This window comes from Streptomyces sp. NBC_00726, assembly GCF_045161735.1.
GTDB lineage: Bacteria > Actinomycetota > Actinomycetes > Streptomycetales > Streptomycetaceae > Streptomyces.
Genome location: NZ_CP108983.1, coordinates 4,824,474 through 4,848,936 on the forward strand (window position 1 = coordinate 4,824,474; position 24,463 = coordinate 4,848,936).

At 71.9% G+C, this 24,463-nt stretch carries 15 protein-coding genes and 1 pseudogene; 6 read left to right on the forward strand and 10 right to left on the reverse strand.

Annotated elements, in window-relative coordinates; translation table 11 throughout:
* The first annotated feature begins 96 nt into the window (after positions 1-96).
* Positions 97-1,122 carry an ATP-dependent 6-phosphofructokinase gene (locus OG338_RS21765; RefSeq protein WP_405938915.1) on the forward strand — a complete coding sequence of 342 codons (1,026 nt, stop codon included), beginning with the start codon at positions 97-99 and terminating at the stop codon, positions 1,120-1,122.
* Between the two features lie 41 nt (positions 1,123-1,163).
* Here OG338_RS21765 and OG338_RS21770 read toward each other — a convergent pair whose 3' ends face one another.
* The 3 genes from OG338_RS21770 to OG338_RS21780 form a co-directional block, all read right to left on the reverse strand.
* Positions 1,164-1,793, reverse strand: a complete 630-nt coding sequence (locus tag OG338_RS21770) for an XRE family transcriptional regulator (RefSeq protein WP_405938916.1) — start codon at positions 1,791-1,793, stop codon at positions 1,164-1,166.
* A 199-nt stretch (positions 1,794-1,992) separates the two neighbouring features.
* On the reverse strand, positions 1,993-2,667 hold the full coding sequence (locus OG338_RS21775; RefSeq protein ID WP_405938917.1) for a response regulator: 675 nt from the start codon (positions 2,665-2,667) through the stop codon (positions 1,993-1,995).
* Positions 2,664-4,265 (reverse strand): ATP-binding protein, encoded by a 1,602-nt coding sequence (locus OG338_RS21780; protein ID WP_405938918.1) that lies wholly within the window; start codon positions 4,263-4,265, stop codon positions 2,664-2,666. The genes OG338_RS21775 and OG338_RS21780 overlap by 4 nt, the downstream gene beginning before the upstream one ends.
* A 154-nt stretch (positions 4,266-4,419) precedes the next feature.
* Between OG338_RS21780 and OG338_RS21785 the strand changes: the two genes are divergently transcribed.
* Genes OG338_RS21785 through trxA form a run of 3 tightly spaced genes read left to right on the forward strand, consistent with a single transcriptional unit; the run spans position 4,420 to position 6,588 of the window.
* Positions 4,420-5,793 carry a cation:dicarboxylate symporter family transporter gene (locus OG338_RS21785; protein ID WP_405940497.1) on the forward strand — a complete coding sequence of 458 codons (1,374 nt, stop codon included), beginning with the start codon at positions 4,420-4,422 and terminating at the stop codon, positions 5,791-5,793.
* A 54-nt stretch (positions 5,794-5,847) separates the two neighbouring features.
* Complete coding sequence (locus tag OG338_RS21790; protein ID WP_405938919.1) at positions 5,848-6,252, forward strand: MerR family transcriptional regulator; 405 nt, start codon at positions 5,848-5,850, stop codon at positions 6,250-6,252.
* A 3-nt stretch (positions 6,253-6,255) separates the two neighbouring features.
* Positions 6,256-6,588, forward strand: a complete 333-nt coding sequence (gene trxA / locus OG338_RS21795) for a thioredoxin (protein WP_405938920.1) — start codon at positions 6,256-6,258, stop codon at positions 6,586-6,588.
* A 53-nt stretch (positions 6,589-6,641) separates the two neighbouring features.
* Here the strand turns inward: trxA and glgB are convergent, their stop codons facing one another.
* The 4 genes from glgB to OG338_RS21815 all read right to left on the reverse strand — a co-directional run bounded on the left by glgB (position 6,642) and on the right by OG338_RS21815 (position 14,488).
* A complete protein-coding gene (glgB, locus tag OG338_RS21800) occupies positions 6,642-9,065 on the reverse strand; it encodes a 1,4-alpha-glucan branching enzyme (protein WP_405938921.1) in 2,424 nt (807 codons plus the stop codon).
* Positions 9,066-9,132: 67 nt separating this feature from the next.
* On the reverse strand, positions 9,133-10,524 hold the full coding sequence (locus tag OG338_RS21805) for a maltokinase N-terminal cap-like domain-containing protein (RefSeq protein WP_405938922.1): 1,392 nt from the start codon (positions 10,522-10,524) through the stop codon (positions 9,133-9,135).
* Positions 10,525-10,751: 227 nt separating this feature from the next.
* On the reverse strand, positions 10,752-12,458 hold the full coding sequence (gene treS, locus OG338_RS21810; protein WP_405938923.1) for a maltose alpha-D-glucosyltransferase: 1,707 nt from the start codon (positions 12,456-12,458) through the stop codon (positions 10,752-10,754).
* A complete protein-coding gene (locus OG338_RS21815; RefSeq protein ID WP_405938924.1) occupies positions 12,455-14,488 on the reverse strand; it encodes an alpha-1,4-glucan--maltose-1-phosphate maltosyltransferase in 2,034 nt (677 codons plus the stop codon). Before OG338_RS21815 ends, treS begins: the two co-directional genes overlap by 4 nt.
* A gap of 477 nt (positions 14,489-14,965) precedes the next feature.
* On the opposite strand from OG338_RS21815, the gene glgP reads away from it, so the two are divergent.
* The gene (glgP, locus tag OG338_RS21820; RefSeq protein WP_405938925.1) at positions 14,966-17,569 is read left to right on the forward strand and encodes an alpha-glucan family phosphorylase; all 2,604 of its coding nucleotides are present in this window, start codon (positions 14,966-14,968) and stop codon (positions 17,567-17,569) included.
* Positions 17,566-18,073 (forward strand): annotated as a pseudogene (locus OG338_RS21825) (hypothetical protein); the annotation flags it as partial. The gene glgP and the pseudogene OG338_RS21825, both read left to right, overlap by 4 nt.
* A gap of 146 nt (positions 18,074-18,219) precedes the next feature.
* On the opposite strand, the gene OG338_RS21830 reads toward OG338_RS21825, so the two are convergent.
* From OG338_RS21830 to OG338_RS21840, 3 genes are all read right to left on the reverse strand, one after another.
* Complete coding sequence (locus OG338_RS21830; RefSeq protein ID WP_405938926.1) at positions 18,220-20,277, reverse strand: M4 family metallopeptidase; 2,058 nt, start codon at positions 20,275-20,277, stop codon at positions 18,220-18,222.
* Positions 20,278-20,670: 393 nt separating this feature from the next.
* Complete coding sequence (locus tag OG338_RS21835; protein WP_405938927.1) at positions 20,671-22,542, reverse strand: ABC transporter ATP-binding protein; 1,872 nt, start codon at positions 22,540-22,542, stop codon at positions 20,671-20,673.
* Positions 22,539-24,416: an ABC transporter ATP-binding protein gene (locus tag OG338_RS21840; RefSeq protein WP_405938928.1), complete on the reverse strand. Its 1,878-nt coding sequence runs from the start codon at positions 24,414-24,416 to the stop codon at positions 22,539-22,541. Before OG338_RS21840 ends, OG338_RS21835 begins: the two co-directional genes overlap by 4 nt.
* Positions 24,417-24,463: the final 47 nt, after the last annotated feature.

The window sequence follows — 24,463 nt, forward strand, 5'->3', positions numbered from 1 at the left end:
GGGACACTCGTCGTGACTCACGGTACGGGGGAGGCGGAAGCGACCCCCGTACCGGATGCCAGTGGAGCGGGCCCAGCGAGCAGGAGACGGAACAGGATGCGCATCGGAGTTCTCACCGCAGGCGGCGACTGCCCCGGCCTGAACGCAGTGATCCGCTCGGTCGTCCACCGGGCCGTCGTCGGCCACGGCGACGAGGTCATCGGCTTCGAGGACGGTTTCAAGGGCCTCCTCGACGGCCACTTCAGGCCCCTCGACCTGAACGCGGTCAGCGGCATCCTCGCCCGCGGCGGCACCATCCTCGGCTCGGCCCGCCTGGAGCGCGCCCGGCTGCGCGAGGCCGCCGAGAACTGTGCCGAGCTGAGCCGGCGTTACGGCATGGACGCGCTGATCCCGATCGGCGGCGAGGGCACCCTGACCGCCGCCCGGATGCTCGCGGACGCCGGAATGCCCGTCGTCGGCGTCCCGAAGACCATCGACAACGACATCTCCTCCACCGACCGCACGTTCGGCTTCGACACCGCCGTGGGCGTCGCGACGGAGGCCATAGACCGTCTGAAGACCACCGCCGAGTCCCACCAGCGCGTGATGGTGGTCGAGGTGATGGGCCGCCACGCGGGCTGGATCGCGCTGGAGTCCGGCATGGCCGGCGGCGCCCACGGCATCTGTCTCCCCGAGCGCAAGTTCGAGGTGGACGACCTGGTCAAGATGGTCGAGGAGCGCTTCGCGCGCGGCAAGAAGTTCGCCGTCATCTGCGTCGCCGAGGGCGCGCACCCGGCCGAGGGCTCGATGCCGTACGCCAAGGGCGAGATCGACCAGTACGGACACGAGCGGTTCCAGGGCATCGGCAACCGGCTGGCCGTCGAGCTGGAGAAGCGGCTCGGCAAGGAGGCCCGCCCGGTCATCCTCGGCCACGTCCAGCGCGGCGGCACCCCGACCGCGTACGACCGCGTCCTCGCCACCCGCTTCGGCTGGCACGCGGTGGAGGCCGCGCACCGGGGCGACTTCGGCCGGATGACCGCGCTGCGCGGCAACGCCATCGAGATGGTCCCGCTCGCCGAGGCGGTCACCCAGCTCAAGACGGTCCCGCTGGACCGGATGCACGAGGCCGAGTCGGTCTTCTGAGCGCGTCTTCCGCGCTTGCGTTACGCGGGAGGGCCGGCCCGTTACGCCGGAGGCCCGGCCGCCTCCCAGAAGCGGGGCACGATCCCGGCGAGGAAGGCCCGGCCCTCCTCGCCGGTGTTGCCCGGCCGGTCCGTGCCCGCGCTGCTCCAGCTCAGCGTGGAGACCATCAGCGCCTGGTAGTCGCCGTGCAGCCGCTCCAGGACCTCCTGGACCCGGCGCCGGTCCACCGGTGCCAGCTTGGCCACCGGCCGGGCGTACGCCTGCCACCGCGTCGTCACCGCGCTGCGCAGCAGGTCCGCCAGCTCCTCCTCGCGCCCGGTCGCCGTCACGAAGTCCGCGGGCGTCAGGCCCAGCGCCTCGCTCAGCGCGGCGGACTGGCGCTCGTTGCCCCGCCAGCGCCCCGACTCCTCCATCCGCAGATACGCGGCGGCGGCCATTCCCACCCGGGCGGCCAGCTCGTCCGGCGACAGCTCCCGGGAGACCCGGTGCTCGCGCAGGCTGCGCGCGGCCGTCAGCAGCTCGCCCGGGGCGCACCACAGCACCCCGGCCAGTGCGGTGAGTTCGTATTCCGAGGGGATCGCGAGCCCGCGTTCCCAGGCGGCCACCGTCTCGGCGGTGATCCGTAGTCCGTACTGAGCGCCGAGGCCGTAGGCGACATGGCCGGGAGCCATACCCAGGGCCTCGCGGAGTCTTCGGGCGGCGGGGGCGTTGAAAGGCGGAGAGGGGTGCACGGGGACACCGTAAGGAGGTCGGGGCCCCGCTGACTACGGTGTGTTCGCCCGAGAACACGGCTCATAGGAAGGTCCTAGGTACAAAAGCCGCACCACGGGACCGGTCGCCCCTCACCTCGCCCTCTCCGGCCGCCTCCGCTCAGCGTCCCTCCGGCCGCCACCGGTAGTGCAGCTCGGGCCGCCCCACCTGCCCGTACTGCGGACTGCGCACCGCCCGCCCCGCCGTCACCAGGTGTTCCAGATAGCGGCGCGCGGTGATCCGCGAGATCCCCAGCTCCAGGCCCGCCGCCGAGGCCGTCAGACCGTCCGGGGCCGCCCGCAGCGCCCCGGTCACCGCCTCCAGGGTCGGCGCGCTCAGCCCCTTGGGCAGCCGGGCCGGCTCCGGGGCCCGCAGCGCGGCGAGCGCCCGGTCCACCTCGTCCTGCCCGCTCGCCTCACCGGCCGCCGCCCGGAACTCCGCGTACCGCACGAGCCGGTCCCGCAGCGTGGCGAAGGTGAACGGCTTCAGCACGTACTGCACGACGCCCAGCGAGACGCCCTCCCGGACCACGGCCAGGTCGCGGGCCGAGGTCACCGCGATCACGTCCGCCGCGTGCCCGGCCGCCCGCAGCGAGCGCAGCAGCTGGAGCCCGTGCCCGTCGGGCAGATAGAGGTCCAGGAGCAGCAGGTCGACCGGGGTGCGCTCCAGCGCCCGGACGGCCTCGGCGCGCGAGTGCGCCACGGCGGCCACGGCGAAGCCCGGCACCCTGCCCACGTACAGCCGGTGCGCGTCCGCCGCCACCGGGTCGTCCTCCACCACCAGGACCCGGATCACGACCGCACCCCCGCGCCCAGCGGCAGCCGTACGGTGAATTCCGCGCCGCCGTCCGGACCCCGCTCCAGCGCCACCGTCCCGCCGCCCCGGTGCGCCGCCTGCCGGACCAGGGCCAGGCCGAGGCCGCGCCCCGCGCCGTGCGTCGACCAGCCGGCCCGGAACACCTCGGCCGTGTCCGCCGGGGCGACCCCGGCCCCGTTGTCCGCGACCCGCAGCAGCAGTTCGCCCCCGTCGGCGAGCGCGGTGACGGTGACCCGGCCGCGCCCGGGCGCCTCCCGGGTCACCGCGTCCACCGCGTTGTCGATCAGATTGCCGAGGACGGTCACCAGATCGCGGGCGGGCAGCGACGCGGGCAGGGCGCCGTCGTCTATCAGGCTGTCCTCCGCGAGCACCAGCTCCACGCCCCGTTCGTTCGCCTGCGCCGCCTTGCCCAGGAGCAGGGCGGCGAGCACCGGTTCGGCGACCGCGCCCACCACCCGGTCGGTGAGCGCCTGGGCCAGCTCCAGTTCGGCCGTGGCGAAGCCCACCGCCTCCTCCGCCCGGCCCAGCTCGATCAGCGAGACCACGGTGTGCAGCCGGTTCGCCGCCTCGTGCGCCTGGGAACGCAGCGCCCGGGTGAAGCCGCGCTCCGAGTCCAGCTCACCGGAGAGCGCCTGGAGCTCGGTGCGGTCGCGCAGGGTCACCACGGTCCCGCGCCGCTCGCCGCCGACCACCGGACGGGTGTTGACGACGATGATCCGGTCCGCCGTCAGATGCACCTCGTCCACCCGCTCCTCGGAGGCGAGCAGCGCCCCGGTCAGCGGGGCCGGCAGATCGAGGTCGGCGATCCGGCGGCCCACCGCGCCCGGGGCCAGGCCGAGCAGCTCCCGGCCCGCGTCGTTGACCAGGGCGATCCGGCGCTGCCCGTCCAGCATCAGCAGTCCCTCGCGCACCGCGTGCAGGGTCGCTTCGTGGTAGTCGTGCAGCCGGCTCAGCTCCGCCGCGTTCATCCCGTGCGTGTGCCGGCGCAGCCGCGCGTTGATCACGTACGTGCCGAGCCCGCCGAGCACCAGGGCCGCGCCGGCCGCCAGCGCCAGGGCGCCGAGCTGCGCCCGCACCTGTGAGGAGACCCGGTCCACGGTGATGCCCGCGCTGACCAGGCCGGTGATCCGGCCGCCGTCGCGGACCGGGGTGACGACCCGGATCGAGGGGCCGAGCGTGCCGGTGTACGTCTCCGAGAAGGTCTCGCCGCGCAGCGCCCGGGCGGTGTGCCCGAGGAAGGTCTCCCCGATGCGGTCGGCGTCCGGGTGCGTCCAGCGGACCCGGTCCGGGCTCATGATCGTGATGAAGGCGATCCCGGTGTCCTTGCGCACCCGCTCCGCGTACGGCTGGAGCGCGGCGGACGGGTCGTCGGTGCGGATCGCCTCCCGGACGGACGGCGATCCGGCCACCGAGAGGGCCACCGCCCGCGCCTGCCGCGCCGCCGTCTCCTCGGCCTGGCCGCGCCCGGAGACGTACGCGAAGCACGCGCACCCCGCCACGACGGCCGCCACCAGCACCACCTGCCACGCGAACAGCTGGCCGGCCAGACTGCGCGGTCGGGTACGGGGGAAACGCATGCGGATAAGTGTGCCTGGCCGAAAACCTGGGTGGGGCCGGCCACCGGTGAACGAAATGCACGCAACGGTGACCGGCGTCACAGCGGGCGGGATAGTCGCCGGGACCCCCGGCACGGGGGTGGGACGAGGACGACCCGAGGAGACCCCCGTGGCAGTGAGCGCCGCCGAAACGGAACGCACCAAGCCGGACCGTACGAAGTATCTGTACATCGCCGTGATCGTGGCCGTGGGCCTCGGCATCCTGGTGGGCTTCGTCGCCCCCGACGCGGCCGTCGAGCTCAAGCCCATCGGCACCGGGTTCGTGAACCTGATCAAGATGATGATCTCGCCGATCATCTTCTGCACGATCGTGCTGGGCGTCGGCTCGGTCCGCAAGGCCGCCAAGGTCGGTGCCGTCGGCGGGCTCGCCCTCGGCTACTTCCTGGTCATGTCGACGGTCGCGCTGGCCATCGGCCTGATCGTCGGCAACATCCTGGAGCCCGGCTCCGGCCTCCACATCACCGAGGCGGTCCGCGCCGCCGGCGAGAAGCAGGCCGCGGGGGCCGGCGAGTCCACCACGGACTTCCTGCTCGGGATCATCCCGACCACCCTGGTCTCCGCGTTCACCGAGGGCGAGGTCCTCCAGACCCTGCTGATCGCCCTGCTCGCGGGCTTCGCGCTCCAGGCCCTGGGCCCGGCGGGCGAACCGGTGCTGCGCGGCATCGGGCACATTCAGCGCCTCGTCTTCCGCATCCTCGCCATGATCATGTGGGCGGCGCCCATCGGCGCGTTCGGCGCGATGGCCGCGGTGGTCGGCGAGACCGGCGTGGACGCGCTGAAGTCCCTCGCGGTCATCATGATCGGCTTCTACGTCACCTGCGCGCTCTTCGTCTTCGTGGTGCTCGGCGCGATCCTGCGGCTGGTCGCGGGGGTCAACATCTTCGCGCTGCTGAAGTACCTCAGCCGCGAGTTCCTGCTGATCCTGTCCACCTCCTCCTCGGAATCGGCGCTGCCCCGGCTGATCGCGAAGATGGAGCACATGGGCGTCAGCAAGCCCGTCGTCGGCATCACCGTGCCGACCGGCTACTCCTTCAACCTGGACGGCACCGCGATCTACCTCACGATGGCCTCGCTGTTCATCGCCAACGCGACCGGCGACCCGCTGAGCATCGGCGAGCAGATCTCGCTGCTGGTCTTCATGGTCATCGCCTCCAAGGGCGCCGCGGGCGTCACCGGTGCCGGTCTCGCGACCCTGGCCGGCGGCCTCCAGTCGCACCGCCCCGAGCTGGTGGACGGTGTCGGCCTGATCGTCGGCATCGACCGCTTCATGAGCGAGGCCCGCGCCCTGACGAACTTCGCGGGCAACGCGGTCGCCACGGTCCTCGTCGGCACCTGGACCAAGGAGATCGACCGCGAACGGGTCGGCCAGGTGCTCTCCGGCGCGATCCCCTTCGACGAGAAGATGCTCAGCGACGAGGGCCCGGCCGAGCCGTACGTCCCCGAGGCCCGCGAGGGCGGCGAGGACCGGCCCTCGCTCACCAAGGTCTGACCGGCCCGCATTCCTCCTTGCCTTGACGTCGGCGTCAAGGATTACGGTCGCGGTATGCGAATCGGGGAGCTGGCCGAACGGGCCGGGACGACGACGCGGACGCTGCGCTACTACGAGTCGCGCGGGCTGCTGCCCGCGCGGCGCGCGGTGAACGGCTACCGCACGTACGACGAGAGCGACCTCAGGCTGATCCGGCAGATCCGGACCCTCCAGGACTTCGGGTTCGACCTGGAGGAGACCCGGCCCTTCGTGGAGTGCCTGCGCGCCGGGCACCCCGCCGGGGACTCCTGCCCCGCCTCGCTCGCCGTCTACCGGCGCAAACTCGGCGAGCTCGACCGGCTCATCGAGCAGCTGCGGGGCGTCCGCGCGGAGGTGGGCGCCCAGCTGGCCCGCGCCGAGCTGGAGGCGTCCGCCGAACTGCCCGGCGGCCCCGAACCACGCTGCGAACTGGGAGGATGACAGATGATCCACGTAACGGGCGTCGACGAACTCACCGACGAGACCTTCGACGCCGAGGTGCTGGGGGAGACCCGGCCCGTCCTGGTGGAGTTCACCGCCGAATGGTGCGGCCCCTGCCGCCAGCTCGCCCCGGTCCTGGGCGCCATCGCCGAGGAGGAGCGCGAACGGCTCCGCGTCGTCCAGATCGACGTCGACCGCAACCCGGGCACCAGCACCCGGTACGGCGTCCTGTCGATGCCGACCCTGATGGTGTTCCGGGACGGCGAACCGGTGAAGTCCATGGTCGGCGCCCGCCCGAAGCGGCGGCTGCTCCAGGAGCTGGAGGACGTACTCTGAAACGCCCGGGGGCGGGGCCACCGCGGCCCCGCCCCCCGTCGCGTCACGTCACGTCACGCCGGCTTGAACCACACCGTCGCCAGCGGCGGCAGCGTCAGCGACACGCTCGACGGCCTGCCGTGCGACGGTACGTCCTCCGGCTTCAGCGGCTCCTCGTTGACCACCCCGCCGCCCCCGTACCGGGCCGCGTCCGTGTTCAGGACCTCCGCCCACAGCCGGGGACCCTCCGGCACCCCGAGCCGGTAGTCGTGCCGCACCACCGGTGAGAAGTTGGAGACCGCCAGCAGCGGCGCGCCCTTCGCGTCGTGGCGCAGGAACGCGAACACGTTGTCCTCCGCCGCGCCCCCGTCCACCCAGGCGAAGCCCTCCGGACGGGTGTCGCGCTGCCAGAGCGCGGGCGTCGCCCCGTACACCCTGTTCAGCTCGCCCACCAGCTCCCGCACCCCGCGGTGGTCGCCGGACGCCTCGTACGACGGGTCCAGCAGCCACCAGTCCGGGCCGTGCCCCTCCGACCACTCCGCGCCCTGCGCGAACTCCTGCCCCATGAACAGCAGTTGCTTGCCCGGGTGGGCCCACATGAAGCCCAGGTACGCGCGGTGGTTGGCGCGCTGCTGCCACCAGTCGCCCGGCATCTTGGAGACCAGCGCCTGCTTGCCGTGCACCACCTCGTCGTGCGAGATCGGCAGCACGTAGTTCTCGCTGTACGCGTACACCATCGAGAACGTCATCTCGTTGTGGTGGTACTTGCGGTGCACCGGCTCCTTGGAGATGTACACCAGCGAGTCGTGCATCCAGCCCATGTTCCACTTCAGCCCGAAGCCGAGCCCGCCGTGGTCGGTGGCCCGGGTCACGCCGTCCCAGGCGGTGGACTCCTCGGCGATGGTGACCACACCCGGATTGCGCCGGTAGACCGTGGCGTTCATCTCCTGGAGGAAGGCGACCGCGTCCAGATTCTCCCGCCCGCCGAACTCGTTGGGCGACCACTGGCCGTCCTCGCGCGAGTAGTCCAGGTAGAGCATCGAGGCGACCGCGTCCACCCGCAGCCCGTCGATGTGGAACTGCTCGCACCAGTACGTGGCGTTGGCGACCAGGAAGTTACGCACCTCGGTCCGCCCGTAGTCGAACTCCAGGGTCCCCCAGTCCGGGTGCGCGGCCCGTCGCGGGTCCTCGTGCTCGTACAGCGGCCGGCCGTCGAACTCCGCGAGCGCCCAGTCGTCGCGCGGGAAGTGCGCCGGCACCCAGTCCATGATCACGCCGATCCCGGCCCGGTGCAGCGCGTCCACCAGGAAGCGGAAGTCGTCCGGCGAGCCCATCCGGGAGGTCGGCGCGTAGAACCCGGTGACCTGATAGCCCCAGGAACCGCCGAAGGGGTGCTCCGACACCGGCATCAGCTCGACGTGCGTGAAGCCCAGCTCCTTGACGTAAGCGGGCAGTTGCTCCGCCAGCTGCCGGTACGAGAGACCGGGCCGCCAGGACGGCAGATGCACCTCGTACACCGAGAACGGCGCCTCGTGCACCGGCACGTTCCCCCGGTTCGCCATCCACTCCTGGTCCTGCCACACATGGTGCGCGGCCGTCACCACCGAGGCGGTGGCGGGCGGCACCTCGGTGTGCCGGGCCATCGGGTCCGAGCGCGTCGTGTGCGAACCGTCCGGGCGGCAGATGTCGAACTTGTACAGCGCGCCCTCCCCGGTTCCCGGCAGGAACAGCTCCCACACCCCGGACGCGCCCAGCGACCGCATCGGGAAGCCCGTGCCGTCCCAGTAGTTGAAGTCACCGCACACCCGCACACCCCGGGCGTTCGGCGCCCACACCGTGAACCGCGTCCCGGCGACCCCCTGGTGCTCCATCGGCCGCGCCCCGAGCGCGTTCCACAGCTCCTCGTGCCGCCCCTCCCGGATCAGGTGCAGATCCAGTTCCCCGAGCGCGGGCAGGAAGCGGTACGGGTCGTGGACCTCGATCTCGTTGTCCTCGTAAGTCACCAGCAGCCGGTACTCCGGCACCTCCGGCAGCGGCAGCACCCCGGAGAACAGCCCGTCCCCGTCGCTGTGCAGCGGCGCCCGCAGCCCCTTCGCGAGCACGGTGACCGCCCGGGCGAACGGGCGCAGCACCCGGATCTCCACCCCGTCGCCCACCTGGTGCGCGCCCAGCAGACCGTGCGGGGCGTGATGCTCGCCGGCCAGCAGCCGGCCCCGGTCGGCGTCGTGCAGCGGGGTGGCCGGGCGCAGCTCCTGACTGCCGGCGCTGCGGGGCTTGGGCGGTGCGGCGGCGGCCTTCTTCGTGCGCTTGGCCGGGGCGGCGGCGGCCCCCGACGCGGAGGTCTTCTTCGGGGCGCGCTTCTTCGCGGGCGGCCCGGCCTGCGGGGAGGACAGCGTGGCGGCGATCGGTTCCCCGGCGGGCGGGAGCTCGGCGGCGGGCGCGGCGGGTGTGGCGGACACGGCGGGCTCGGACTTGCGGGACGGCTTGCGGGCGGTCACAGGGACAGCCTCCTCGGAGATGTCGGCGGGGCGGTACGGATGGGGCGGTACGGGGGAGGGGGCATCCTCAGCCGGCGGAGTCCGCGGCCAGGCGGTGGATCGCGGCCATCGGGACCGGCAGCCAGTCGGGCCGGTGCCGGGCCTCGTACAGCACCTCGTACACCGCCTTGTCGGTCTCGTGGGCGCGCAGCAGCTCCGGTTCGGCGCGCGGGTCGGCGCCCGCCGCCTCGGCGTAGCCGTCGCAGTAGGCGTCCCGGCAGCGGGCGGCCCACTCGGGCTTCCAGGGCCGGTGCGAGCGGGCCGCGTAGTCGAAGGAGCGCAGCATCCCGGCCACATCGCGCACCGGGGGCTGCGGGCTGCGGCGCTCCGGCAGCGGCCGGGCCGGCTCGCCCTCGAAGTCGATCAGCGACCAGAAGCCGTCGGCGCCGCGCAGGGTCTGGCCGAGATGGAGGTCGCCGTGCACCCGCTGGGCGGCCCAGCCGCACCCCCGGTGCCCGAGCGCGACGACCGCGTCGAAGGCGGTGCGCAGCCCCGGGACGTACGGGACCAGCTCCGGGACCGCGTGGGCGGCGGCCTCCAGGCGCTCCACCATGGCGGCGGCCAGCTCGTCGGTCTGGGCGCGGCGGAGCACCGGGGTGGGCAGGGCGGCGGCGAGGGCGGTGTGCACCTCGGCGGTGGCCCGGCCCAGCGCCTTCGCCTCGGCCAGGAAGTCGTGCCCGGTGGCGAGGGCGCGCAGGGCGAGCTGCCAGCCGTCCTGGGCGCCGCGCAGGAAGGGCTGGAGCACCCCGAGCGTCAGCCGCTCCGGTGTCGCCGCCTCGAACCAGGCGACCGGCGCCGGGACCCGCCCGCACCCCTCGCGGGAGAGCGCGAGCGGCAGTTCCAGGTCGGGATTGGTGCCCGGGAAGACCCGGCGGAAGATCTTCAGGATGTACGCGTTGCCGTACACCAGTGAGGAGTTGGACTGCTCGGTGTCCAGCACCCGGGGCGGCAGGTCCTCCGGGATGGGCTCCGGGCCCCGGTCGAAGCGGACCGCGCCGAGCCGGCCGGGGCTGCGCAATCGTTCCAGCAGCAGTGCGGCGAGGCGTGCGTCGTGCAGCCCGTCGTAGACCGCGAGCCCGGCCAGCGGCCCGTCGGGCACCCGGCCGATCGCGGCGGGCGCGAGGTGCTGGGGCAGCGCGGCGCGGACGCCGAGGAGCAATTGGTAGCAGTCCACCGGGGGCTGGGCGGGCATCGTGGGCTGGTGGACCCGCACCAGCAGGTGCAGCAGTCCGGGGGTGGTGCCGTCGCCGTCCACCGGCAGTATCTCGGTGGCCGAGACGAGCGAGAAGGCGGTGATGGACCGTCCCTTGCCCGCGAACCACCGCTGCCGGGGCAGCCATTCATGGAGCAGCGGTCCGAGAGACGGGATCAGGGCTGTGCTGTTCGCCAGGGTGACCTGAGCGGATGCAGCCTCCGACATGGCATCGCGTCCTTTCCCCGGGCACACCACAGGATGCGAAGAGTGTCCCGGATTGCGGCATTGGCTGTCCGGCTGTGCGGGACGTGTCGGGTCAGGATGATCCGTACGGACTCGACATGAGGGGATCGAAACGCCAGGAGGATCCAGGAAGCTTCCTGAACCACCCGGTATGGGGGCGGGTGCCCGGTGCGGGGCGGCGGAAACCGCCCCGCACCGGGCTTTGCGCGTCAGCTCGGCGGTGCGTCCTTGCGCAGCCGGAACCAGTAGAAGCCGTGTCCCGCGAGTGTCAGCAGGTAGGGCCACTGACCGACGGCGGGGAAGCGCACCCCGCCGATCAGCTCCACCGGATGACGCCCGTTGAAGGACCTGAGGTCGAGCTCCGTCGGCTGTGCGAACCGGGAGAAGTTGTGGACGCACAGCACGAGGTCGTCCCCGTGCTCACGGGTGAAGGCGAGCACGGCCGGGTTCGACGACGGCAGTTCGTTGTAGGTGCCGAGGCCGAACGCGGGGTTCTGCTTGCGGATCTCGATCATTCGCCGGGTCCAGTGCAGCAGCGAGGACGGGGAGGCCATCGACGCCTCGACGTTGGTGACCTGGTAGCCGTAGACCGGGTCCATGATCGTGGGGAGGTAGAGCCGCCCCGGATCGCTGGAGGAGAATCCGGCGTTGCGGTCGGGCGTCCACTGCATCGGGGTGCGGACCGCGTCCCGGTCGCCCAGCCAGATGTTGTCGCCCATCCCGATCTCGTCCCCGTAGTAGAGGATCGGGGAGCCCGGCAGCGACAGCAGCAGGGCGGTGAACAGCTCGATCTGGTTGCGGTCGTTGTCCAGCAGCGGCGCCAGCCGGCGGCGGATGCCGATGTTGGCCCGCATCCGGGGGTCCTTGGCGTACTCCGCGTACATGTAGTCGCGCTCTTCGTCCGTCACCATTTCGAGCGTCAGCTCGTCGTGGTTGCGCAGAAAAATGCCCCACTGGCAGTTGTCCGGGATCGCCGGGGTCTTCGCCAGGATTTCGGATACCGGGTAGCGGCTCTCGCGCCGTACGGCCATGAAGATGCGCGGCATCACGGGGAAGTGGAACGCCATGTGGCACTCGTCCCCGCCGGAGCCGTAGTCTCCGAAGTAGTCCACCACGTCCTCGGGCCACTGGTTGGCCTCGGCGAGCAGGACCGTGTCCGGGTAGTTGGCGTCGATCTCCTTGCGGACCCGCTTGAGGAAGTCGTGCGTCTCCGGCAGGTTCTCGCAGTTGGTGCCCTCGCGCTGGTAGAGGTACGGCACCGCGTCGACCCGGAAGCCGTCGATGCCCAGGTCCAGCCAGAAGCGGAGCGCGGAGATGATCTCCTCCTGCACCGCCGGGTTCTCGTAGTTGAGGTCGGGCTGGTGCGAGAAGAACCGGTGCCAGTAGTACTGCTTGCGCACCGGGTCGAAGGTCCAGTTGGACGACTCGGTGTCCACGAAGATGATCCGGGCGTCCGGGAACTGCTTGTCGTCGTCGGCCCAGATGTAGTAGTCGCCGTACGGCCCGTCGGGGTCGGTCCGGGACTGCTGGAACCACTCGTGCTGGTCGCTCGTGTGGTTCATGACGAAGTCGATGATCACGCGCATGCCGCGCTGGTGCGCGGCGTCCACGAACTCCACGAAGTCGGCGAGATCGCCGAACTCCGGCAGCACGGCGGTGTAGTCGGAGACGTCGTAACCGCCGTCGCGCAGCGGTGACTTGAAGAAGGGCGGCAGCCAGAGGCAGTCGACCCCCAGCCACTGGAGGTAGTCGAGCTTGGCGGTGAGCCCCTTCAGGTCTCCGATGCCGTCGCCGTTGGAGTCCTGGAAGGACCGGACGAGCACCTCGTAGAAGACGGCACGCTTGAACCAGTCGGGATCGCGGTCCTTGGCCGGGGTGTCCTCGAACGTGTCGTGGACGGGCTCATTGACGATCATGGTGTGGGTGACCCTCCGGTCGGCGGGGACGGTCGCAGGACGGCGATGTGCGCGGGCGTCACGCCCGGCTCAAGGCGCACATAGAACGTCCTGCCCCAGTGATAGGAAGTGCCGGTGAGCTCGTCGCGCACCGGCACGCTCTCGTGCCGGTCGAGGCCGAGTTGCGGCATGTCCAACGAGACGGTCGCCTCCTGGGTGTGGTGCGGGTCGAGGTTGACGACCACCAGAAGGATGTTCGAACCGGAACGCTTGCTGTACGCGATCACCGCGTCGTTGTCCGACGCGTGGAAGTGCACGTCACGCAGCTGTTGCAGGGCCGGGTGGCGGCGCCTGATCCGGTTGAGCGAGGTGATGAGCGGGGCGAGCGAACGGCCCTCGCGCTCTGCGGCTTCCCAGTCCCTGGGCCGGATCTCGTACTTCTCCGAGTCGAGGTACTCCTCACTGCCGTGATGGATCGGGGTGTTCTCGCACAGCTCGTACCCCGCGTACACCCCCCAGGAGGGGGAAAGGGTCGCCGCGAGCACCGCCCTGGCCTCGAAGGCGGGCCGGCCGCCCTCCTGAAGGTATCCGGGAAGGATGTCGGGGGTGTTCACGAAGAAATTCGGCCGCATGAACGCGGCGGTCTCACCGGCCAGTTCGGTCACGTAATCCGTGAGTTCCCGGCGGGTGTTCCGCCAGGTGAAATACGTGTACGACTGCTGGAATCCGATGGCGCCGAGGGTGCGCATCATCGCGGGGCGGGTGAATGCCTCGGCCAGGAAGATCACATCGGGATCGGTGCCGTTGATCTCCGCGATGACCTTCTCCCAGAAGATCACCGGTTTGGTGTGCGGATTGTCGACACGGAAGATCCTCACCCCCCGGTCCATCCAGAACCGCAGGATGCGGACGCTCTCCGCGACGATGCCCGGAAGATCCTTGTCGAAGGCGATCGGATAGATGTCCTGGTATTTCTTCGGCGGATTCTCCGCGTACGCGATCGAGCCGTCGGCCCGGTGCTGGAACCACTCGGGGTGCTTCGCCACCCACGGATGGTCGGGCGAGCACTGGAGGGCGAAATCCAGGGCCACTTCGAGACGCAGACGACGGGCCGTCTCCACGAAATGGACGAAGTCCTCCAGCGTGCCCAGATCCGGGTGGACCGCGTCGTGCCCGCCCTCCGCCGAACCGATCGCCCAGGGCACGCCCACATCCTCGGGGCCCGGGGTCAGTGAGTTGTTCGGGCCCTTGCGGTGGGCCGTGCCGATGGGGTGGACGGGCGGCAGATAGACCACGTCGAAGCCCATCGCGGCGACCGCCGGAAGCCGCTCGGCCGCCGTCCGGAAGGTGCCGCTGACCAGCCGGGCCGGCTGCGCCTCGGCGGCCTTGGCGCCCCGGCCCCTGCGCGGCTTCGGGGTCTCGTAGCGGGCGCCCTCGGAGCGCGGGAACATCTCGTACCAGGAGCCGTACAGCGCGCGCCGGCGCTCGACCACCAGCGGGTGCGGCCGGGACGCGGTGACCAGCTCGCGCAGCGGGTGGCGGTCCAGCGCCTCCCGGGCCTCGGGCGCCAGGGCCGCCGCCAGCCGCGCCTCGGCGGGGCGGGACGCGTCGCGCAGCGCGTCCACCGCCGCGAGGACCGCCTCCCGGCCGTCGCGCTTCGGGACGCCCTCGGCGGCGCGCTCGTACAGCTCGGCGCCCTCGGCGAGGACCAGCGCGGTGTCGATGCCCGCCGGGATCTTGATCCCCGCCGCGTGCCGCCAGGTGGCGACCGGGTCGCTCCACGCCTCGACGGTGTACGTCCAGCGGCCCTCGGCGTCCGGGGTGACCTCGGCGCCCCAGCGGTCGGTGCCCGGCGCCAGCTCGCGCATCGGCGTCCAGGGGCCCGGGCGGCCGCTCGGGCTGTGCAGCACCACATTGGCGGCCACCGCGTCATGGCCCTCGCGGAAGACGGTCGCGGTGACCTGGAAGGTCTCACCGGCAACGGCCTTGGCGGGCCTTCTGCCGCAGTCGACGAGCGGATGGACGTCGAGAACGGGAATGCGACCGATCATGGAATCACCTGGGGGCTGGAGCTCGGACTCGGCAAAGTGGGCAGCGTGCGCCGAGGGCTTTACGCGCGCGCCGCGAAGGTGGGGATGCGTCCTTTCTAGTCGCTCCGTGGATGACTGGTGGGGTGTGGGCATGGCCGCTCCTGTGCGCGTTCACTCGAATGGCAGTCCAAACAGGTCGTATACGAACCGGGGGGCCGGTCACCGTGGGCCGGGGAATGAAGGACACGCGTGCCGGAGAAGCCTTTCCCCGCAACATGATGGGCCAATCCGGTGAAATGTCGTCCGAGGAGAAAGAACCGGCCATAACCTCTGTGGCGTACGGGTCCGGTGAACCCTTCCGGTACGGACGGGGCATACGGGAAATTCACGCGCCGTGTCCGGCGCGCCGGGGGCCCGGCTACCGTCGAGGGTGATGGAGCGGTGCACATGGAGGTGCGTCCCGCTCGGATTCGTACGTCCCCTGTAAAGGTGGAATACGTGAAGGCCATTCGTCGATTCACCGTGCGTCCCGTCCTTCCGGACTCCCTCCAACCCCTCAGCGACCTGGCGCGGAACCTGCGCTGGTCCTGGCACACCGAGACCCGCGAGCTCTTCCGGTCCGTCGACCCGGCGGCCGGCTCCGGCGCGGAGTGCGATCCCGTACGCCTGCTCGGCTCCGTGTCCGCGGGGCGGCTCGCCGAGCTGGCCCGGGACGAAGCGTTCCTGCGCCGGCTCGCCGAGGCGTCCGCCGACCTCCGCGCCTATCTCCAGGGCCCCCGCTGGTACCAGGAGCAGCGCGAGCAGGACGCCGCGCTCCCCGCCGCCATCGCCTACTTCTCACCCGAATTCGGGGTGACCGCCGCCCTGCCCCAGTACTCCGGCGGGCTCGGCATCCTCGCCGGGGACCACCTCAAGGCCGCCAGCGACCTGGGCGTGCCCCTCATCGGCGTCGGGCTGCTCTACCGCCACGGCTATTTCCGGCAGAGCCTGTCCCGGGACGGCTGGCAGCAGGAGCACTACCCGGTCCTCGACCCGAACGAGCTGCCGCTCACCCTGATCCGCGAGGCCGACGGCACCCCGGCCCAGGTCGTCCTGGACCTGCCCGGCGGCCGCTCCCTGCACGCCCAGATCTGGCAGGCCCACGTCGGCCGGGTCCCCCTGCTGATGCTCGACTCCGACGTCGAGGAGAACGCCCCCGGCGAGCGCGAGGTCACCGACCGGCTGTACGGCGGCGGCAGCGAGCACCGGCTGCTCCAGGAGATGCTGCTGGGCATCGGCGGGGTCCGCGCCGTGCGCGCGTACTGCCGGCTCACCGGCCACGCCGCCCCCGAGGTCTTCCACACCAACGAGGGCCACGCCGGCTTCCTCGGCCTGGAGCGCATCCGCGAACTCGCCACCACGGGCCTGGACTTCGACGCCTCGGTGGAGTCCGTCCGGGCCGGCACCGTCTTCACCACGCACACCCCGGTCCCGGCCGGAATCGACCGTTTCGACCGCGAACTCGTCGCCCGCCACTTCGGCGAGGACGGCGAACTGCCCGGCGTCCCCGCCGACCGCGTCCTGGAACTCGGCACCGAGACCTACCCCGGCGGCGACCCGGGTGTCTTCAACATGGCGGTCATGGGGCTGCGGCTGGCCCAGCGCGCCAACGGGGTCTCCACGCTGCACGGCGCGGTCAGCCGGGAGATGTTCGCCGGGCTCTGGCCGGGCTTCGACGCGCCGGAGGTCCCGATCACCTCCGTCACCAACGGGGTCCACGCGCCGACCTGGGTCGCCCCCGAGGTCTACCGGCTGCGCGCCGAGTCGGGCTCGGCCCCGGGCCGCTGGGACTCCGTCGCGGACATCCCGGCCCGCCGGCTCTGGGACCTGCGCCGCACCCTGCGCGAACAGCTGGTGGCCGAGGTCCGGCAGCGGCTGTACGCCTCCTGGCGGCACCGGGGCGCCCAGCCCGCCGAGCTCGGCTGGATCGACGGGGTGCTCGACCCGGACGTCCTCACCATCGGCTTCGCCCGCCGCGTCCCCTCGTACAAGCGGCTGACGCTGATGCTGCGCGACCGGGACCGGCTGCGGGCGCTGCTGCTGCATCCGGAGCGGCCGGTCCAGATCGTCGTCGCGGGCAAGGCGCATCCGGCCGACGACGGCGGGAAGCGGCTGGTCCAGGAGCTGGTCAGATTCGCCGACGACGCCCGGGTCCGGCACCGGATCGTCTTCCTGCCCGACTACGGGATGGCGATGGCCCAGAAGCTCTACCCGGGCTGCGACGTCTGGCTGAACAACCCGCTGCGCCCGCTGGAGGCGTGCGGCACGAGCGGGATGAAGGCCGCGCTGAACGGCTGTCTCAACCTGTCGGTGCTGGACGGCTGGTGGGACGAGTGGTTCGAGCCGGACTTCGGCTGGGCGATCCCCACGGCCGAGGGCGGTGCGCTGGACGAGGACCGGCGCGACGACCTGGAGGCGAACGCCCTGTACGAGCTGATCGAGGACCGGGTCGCCCCGCACTTCTACGAGCGCGGGGACGAGGGGCTGCCGGGCCGCTGGACCGAGATGGTCCGCCGCACGATGGGCACCCTGGGGCCCAAGGTGCTCGCCGACCGGATGGTCGCGGAGTACGTGGAGCGGCTGTACGCCCCCGCCGCGCTCGCCCAGCGCGCGCTGGACGGGCCCCGGGCGCGGGAGCTGGCGGGCTGGAAGGCGAAGGTCCGGGCCGGCTGGCCGAGGGTGGCCGTCGACCATGTGGAGGCGGTGACGCCGACCGCCTCCGGCACGACGGCGGAGCTGGGGTCCACGCTGGCGCTGCGGGTCCGGGTCTCGCTGGGCGCGCTGGCGCCGGACGACGTGGAGGTGCAGGCGGTGGCCGGTCGGGTCGACTCGGCCGACGCGATCTCCGACGCCCAGGTCTTCCCGCTGAAGCCGGCGGGCGGCCAGGACCTGGAGGGCCACTGGCTGTACGAGGGCCCGCTCGCCCTGGACCGCACGGGACCGTACGGCTACACCGTGCGCGTGCTGCCCGCCCACCGGCTGCTGGCCGGCGGCGCCGAACTCGGCCTGGTCGCGCAGCCGACCGGGGCCATGGGCGACGGCGGGGGCGTGCTGCTGCGCTGAGCCGAGCGGCCCCCGGGGCCCGGCACCGGGAGAGGGCTTCCCGGTGCCGGGCCCTTCGCTTTCCGAAGACAGCAGCCTCCGCCGGGCCGGCCGCCACCCCGGCCCGGGCCGCCGCCCCCGCGGCCTTCACCCACCCCGGCGTACTCGTCAGCCGCCCCCAGCTCGACTTCGTACGCTCCAAGGTGCAGGCGCCCAGCCCTGGAAGAGCGCCTACGACCAGACAGCCGTTACGCGCAGAAGGCGATCGGGATCATGGATGCCTGGTCGGCCGTGATCAGGGACCACACCAACAGCAACGCCCCGCTCCAGACCGGCTGGGCGGGCTCCTCCTGGCCGCGGGCCGCCGAGATCATCAAGTACACGTACAACTCCTGGCCGAACTCCGGCCGCTTCGCCGCCATGCTGCGCGACGTCTATCTGCCGAAGGTCATCAACGGCTCGAACAGCAACGGCAACTGGGAGCTGTCCATGACCGGGGCCGCGATCGGCATCGCGGTCTTCCTGTGGGAGACCCTGACCCACGCGAACAACCCGAACTGAGCACATGGGACAGCCGCCCGGGGGGAGATGTCTCCGCCCGGGCGGCTGCGTCGGGTCAGTGACGGGTCATGCGGTGACCCGCGCACTGGTGGGGGTGGCGCTCAGGTGGTTCAGAAGGTCAGCTTGAAGCTGTTGATCGTGCCGCCGTAGTAGTAGTAGACGTCCTGGACCCGGAGCTTCCAGGTGCCGTTGGCGTTCTCCGACGAGGCGTTGACGGTGTACGTCGTCTTCACGTTGCTCGCCGAGTCGTAGTACGAGGCGTTCTTCAGCCGGTACGCGGTGCCGTCCGGTGCGACCAGGTCGATGACCAGGTCACCGCGCCAGCTGTGGGTGATGTCCACGCCGACCTTCAGGGCGCTGGGCGCCTTGCCGGAGCGGCCGGTGACGGTGACCGCGCTGGTGACGGCCGGGCCGGCGTCGGGGATGGTCACCGGGGTGTTGTTCTGGAAGACCGTGCCGTCGCCCGGGTCCGTGGGGTCGGTGCCGCCGCCGGAGCGCTCGCCCACGTTGATCCCGGCCCAGGCGTCCTGGACGGCCTTGTACTCGGCGCTGCTGGTGCCGTACAGCTCACCGGCCGCCGCGAGGGTGCCGGTGCGGGCGCCCGCGTAGTTGGTGGTGGAGGTGAACTTGGTGGAGAGCGCCTTGAACCAGATCTGCTCGGCCTTCGCGCGGCCGATGCCGGTCACCGGCAGGCCGTCCGAGGTCGGGGAGTTGTAGCTGACGCCGTTGATGGTCTTCGCGCCGCTGCCCTCGGACAGCAGGTAGAAGAAGTGGTTGGCCGGGCCCGACGAGTAGTGCACGTCGGTGTTGCCGATGCCCGAGTACCAGTTGTCGGGGGAGATGCCGTCGCGGCTCGGCTTGTCCTGGTAGCGCAGCGGGCTGCCGTCGCCGTTGATGTCGATCTTCTCGCCGATCAGGTAGTCACCCTTGTCGGTGGCGTTGTTGGCGTAGAACTCGACGGAGGTGCCGAAGATGTCGCTGGTCGCCTCGTTGAGGCCCCCGGACTCACCGCTGTAGATCAGTCCGGCGGTGTTCGCGGTGACGCCGTGGCTCATCTCGTGGGCCGCCACGTCCAGCGCGGTCAGCGGGTGGGCGTTGCCGCTGCCGTCGCCGTACGTCATGCAGAAGCAGCTGTCGGACCAGAAGGCGTTGACGTAGTTGTTGCCGTAGTGGACGCGGGAGTACGCGCCGACGCCGTTGCCCTTGATGCCGTTGCGGCCGTGGACGTTCTTGTAGTAGTCCCAGGTCATGGCCGCGCCGTAGTGGGCGTCCGCGGCCGCGGTCTCCGGGGTGGTCCCGTTGCCGTCTCCCCAGACGTCGTCGGAGCCGGAGAACAGCGTGCCCGTCCCGGAGGACGTGCTGTGGTTCAGGTTGTACGTCTTGTGGTTGCCGCGCGCGGTGTCGGTCAGGTTGTACGAGCCGGAGGACCCGGAGGTGCCCAGGGTGACCTGGCCGCTGTACTCGGTGTTGCCGACGCCGTTCTCGATGGCCTGCCACTCGAAGAGCTTGGCCCCGGACGTGGCGTCGGTGATGACGTGCAGCTCGTTCGGGGTGCCGTCCTCCTGGAGGCCGCCGACCACGGTCTCGTACGCGAGCTGCGGGGTGCCGGAGGCCATCCAGACGACCTTGCGGGGCGCCTGGTCCGCCTCGGCCTTGTCCGAACCGGCCGCCTTGGCCGCGCCGAGCGCCTGCTTGGCGGCCGCCGCCGGGGCGATGTCCGCGACCGTGTCCACGGCCTTCAGCTGGGAGGCGGTGGCGGGGGACGCCTTGACGACGCTCTGGGTCGCGCCGGCCTTGGTCTCCTGGACGACCAGGTCGCCGCCGAGGACCGGGAGGCCGTCGAAGGTACGTTCGTAACGGGTGTGCGTGGTGCCGTCGTTGTCCTGGACGACGTCCTTGACGACGAGCTTCTCCTGGGCCCCGAGGCCGAGCTCCTTCGCCGTCGCGGCCCGGCTCGCGGTGGCCTCGCGGATCAGCTCGGCACGCTGCGAGGGCGAGAGCTGCTTGGGCAGGGCGCCGGGGTTCGCCTTGCCGGCGGTGGCGGTCCTGGTGGTGCCGTTGTCCGGGGCGGCGGAGGCCGGTCCGGTCTGGACGCCCACGGCGAGGAGGGCTGCTGCGGCTATGAGAGCGCCGGTCGCGGTGGCACGACGGCTGTGCGTGGATCTCACGCGGACTCCTTCTGCGAGGGGGGTACCGGCGGCTGGGTGAGCCGTCCGGACAGAGCAAGCAGAGCGCGGAACGGGGTGAAGAGTGTCAGGAGTCGGCCATCTCTGTCAGGACCGCGTCAACAACTTGGCTGGAATTCGTTCGTTGCCGGAAGATGCGTGTTCGTTAAGCGGACGTTTCCCGGGCGGTGATCAAGGGGTGCCGAGGGGTGCCCCGAGGGCTCCTGCGGCCCGAAAGTGCAGGGCGCGTCGTGGTTACCGGCGGAAGGGCGGAGTGCGACGCGAATGTGAACAAGCGGAAAGTTCCCACCTGTCGAGACAGTGCGCGGGTGTGGCGCGATCCGGCTGTCCGCCCTCGTGACAAATGGGGCGGACGGCCGGGGCGGTCCCGGGCCGTCAGGCCAGGCTCTCCCGCCAGGCCCGGTGCAGGCCGGCGAAGCGGCCCGTGCCCGCGACGAGTCCGGCCGGTGTGCCGTCCTCCACGATCCGGCCGTGCTCCATCACGAGCACCCGGTCCGCGACCTCCACGGTCGAGAGCCGGTGCGCGATGACCACCGCGGTGCGGCCGTGCAGCACCGTGTCCATCGCCTGCTGGACCGCGCGCTCACCGGGAATGTCCAGCGAGCTGGTCGCCTCGTCGAGGATCAGCACCGCCGGGTCGGCCAGCAGCGCCCGGGCGAACGCCACCAACTGCCGCTGCCCCGCCGAGATCCGGCCGCCCCGCTTGCGTACATCGGTGTCGTAGCCGTCGGGCAGACCGGTGATGAAGTCATGCGCGCCGATCGCCTTCGCGGCCCGCTCGATCTCCTCCCGGCCCGCCTCCGGGCGGCCGATCGCGATGTTCTCCGCGACCGTTCCGGAGAACAGGAACGCCTCCTGGGTCACCATCACCACGCCGCGCCGCAGCTCGGGCGTGGCCAGGTCGCGCAGATCGGTGCCGTCCAGCAGGACCCGGCCCGCGCTCGGGTCGTAGAACCGGGCCAGCAGCTTGGCCAGCGTCGACTTGCCGGCCCCCGTGGAGCCGACCACGGCCACCGTCTGCCCGGCCGGGATCGTCAGGTCGAACGGGGGCAGCACCTCGCCGCCCGTCCGGTATCCGAAGCCCACCCCGTCGAAGACCACCTCGCGGCCCGGGGTGTCCCCGGTCCGGGCCGGCAGCGCGACGGGCTCCAGTGCCTCCGGGACCGTCGGCGCCTGGGCCAGCAGCCCGGCGATCTTCGCCAGCGAGGCCGCCGCGGACGAGAAGGAGTTCAGGAACATGCTGAGCCGGTCGATCGGGTCGTACAGCCGCCGCAGATAGAGCACCACCGCGGCCAGCACCCCCAGCGCGAGACCGCCGTCCGCCACGCGGTAGGCACCCCACAGCACGATTCCGGCCACCGCGGTGTTGGCGACGAGCCGCGAGCCGACGACGTACCGCGCGTTCTCCATCATCGCGGCGCTGTTGGCGGACCGGTGCCGCGTGTTCAGCGCCAGGAACGCCGCTTCGTTCACCGGCTCGCGGCGGAACGCCTGGACCGGCCGGATGCCGTTCATGGTCTCCGCGAACTTCACGATGACCGACGCGATCGCCGTCGAACGGGCCGCGAACAGCACCGAGGCGCGCTTCCGGTAGAGCCGCACCAGCAGATACAGCGGCAGGAACGACGCCATCGCCACCGCGCCCGTCGCCGGGTCCAGCCAGAGCAGCACCACGGAGATGGACACGAACGACAGCACGACGTGGATCAGCTCCTGGAGCCCCTCGTCCAGCAGCTCCCGCAGCGACTCCAGGTCCGTCGTGGACCGCGAGATCAGCCGGCCCGAGGTGTACCGCTCGTGGAAGTCCACGCTCAGCGCCTGCGCATGCCGGAAGATCCGGCCGCGCAGGTCGAGCAGGACGTCCTGGCTGACCCGCGCGGACAGCCGGATGAACGCGTACTGGAGGGCGCCCGAGACCACCGCGCACAGCGCGTAGCCCAGCGCCACGGCGATCAGTGGCCCGTAGTCGTCGTCGCGGAAGGCGGGCACCCCGCTGTCGATGGCGTACGCCACCAGCAGCGGGCCCGCCTGCACCGCGGCCTGCTGCAACAGGATCGCCAGGGCGGACGCCGCCACCCGCCTCCGCATCGGCCGCAGCAACGAGCCGAGCAACTGCGCTGTCGCGCCGCGCGGGGCCGGCAGGTCGTCCTGGTCGAACGGGTCCCCGGCCGCCGCGTCCGGGGCGACCGGCTGCTCGTCCGCCTCACCGCCGGGCTCGGCGGGCCGTCCGGTCGTCGTGCTGGTCATCGGGTGCTGCCTTCCTCGGCGGGGGCCTTCGCGCCCGGGGGATCGGTGGGGCCGGTGCCGGGTACGGGCTTCGCCTGCGCTACGGGCTCCGCCTCCGCGCCGCCCTCCGCCTCCGCCCCCGACATCAGCCACGCGTACTCCGCATTGGTGCGCAGGAGTTCCTGATGCGTGCCGACCGCGCTGATCCGGCCGCCGGACAGCAGCGCCACCCGGTCCGCGAGCATCACGGTCGACGGGCGGTGTGCGACCACCACCGCGGTGGTATCCGCCAGGACCTGGCGGAGTGCCGCCTCCACCAGGGCCTCCGTGTGCACGTCGAGCGCGGAGAGCGGGTCGTCGAGGACGAGGAAGCGCGGGCGGCCGACCACCGCACGGGCCAGGGCGAGGCGTTGGCGCTGGCCGCCGGAGAGGCTCAGGCCCTGCTCGCCGACCTCCGTGGCGATGCCCTGCGGCAGCTCGTGGACGAAACCCGCCTGGGCGACCGAGAGCGCCCTCAGCAACTCCTCCTCGCCGGCCGCCTCGTCGCCCATCAGGACGTTCTCGCCGACGCTCGCCGAGAAGAGCGTCGGCTCCTCGAAGGCCACCGACACCAGCTCCCGCAGCCGGGCGCGCGGCATCGCGGAGATGTCCTCGCCGTCCAGGGTGATCCGCCCGGCCGTCGCCTCGTACAGCCGGGGCACGAGCGAGGTGAGCGTGGTCTTGCCGGACCCCGTCGCGCCGACGAGGGCCATCGTCTCGCCCGGCCGGATGCGCAGATCGATGCCGGCCAGCACGGGCGCCGAGCCCTCCTCCGCGTCGGGGTAGCGGAACTCGACGCCCTCGAAGACCATCCCGCCCGGCCCGGCGGTCCCGGGCGCGGCCGGCTGCCCGGCGTCCTCCTCCTCCTCGGCGGCGTCCATCACCTCGAAGTACCGCTCGGTCGCCGTCGCCGCCTCCTGGCTCCACGCGAGCATGAAGCCGATCGACTCGACGGGCCAGCGCAGCGCGAGGGCGGTGGACAGGAAGGCGACCAGGGTGCCCGCGGACAGCTCACCGTCGGCGACCTGGATCGTGCCGAACACCAGCGCGGCCCCGATGGCGAGTTCGGGCAGCGTGGTGATGAGGGCCCAGATCCGGGCGAGCAGCCGGGCCTTGCCCAGCTCCGTGCCGCGCAGCTTCCCGGCGAGCGCCCGGAAGGCGTCGGACTGGCTGCGGTGGCGGCCGAAGCCCTTGATGATGCGGATGCCGAGGACGCTCTCCTCGACCACCGTGGTCAGGTCGCCGACCTGGTCCTGAGCGCGGCGGGCGACCTTGGCGTACTTCGCCTCGAACGCCGAGCAGATGAGCATGAGCGGGACGACCGGGGCGAGCAGCACCAGCCCCAGCGTCCACTCCTGGACCAGCAGCACCACGAACCCGGCGAGGATCGTCGTCGCGTTGACCAGCAGGAAGGTCAGCGGGAAGGCCAGGAACATCCGCAGCAGCATCAGGTCCGTGGTCCCGCGCGACAGCAACTGCCCCGACGGCCACCGGTCGTGGAAGGCCACCGGAAGCCGTTGCAGATGCCGGTACAGATCGGCCCGCATCGACGCCTCGACCCCGGCCAGCGGACGCGCCACCATCCACCGCCGCACCCCGAACAGCACCGCCTCCAGGATGCCCAGGAGCAGCAGACACAGCGCACCGAGCCAGACCCCGCCCGGGTCCGAGTGCGCGACCGGCCCGTCCACGATCCACTTCAGGACGAGCGGGATCACCAGGCCCAGACAGGAGGCGACGACCGCCACCAGGGCGGCGCCGAAGAGCCGTACCCGTACCGGCTTCACGTACGGCCACAGCCGCAACAGTGAGCGCACGGCCGACCGGTCCTTGGCTTCTACATGTTCCTGGTGCATCAGGAAGGAGCCTACGGTCCGTCCGTATATCGGTCCTCCGGTTTTAT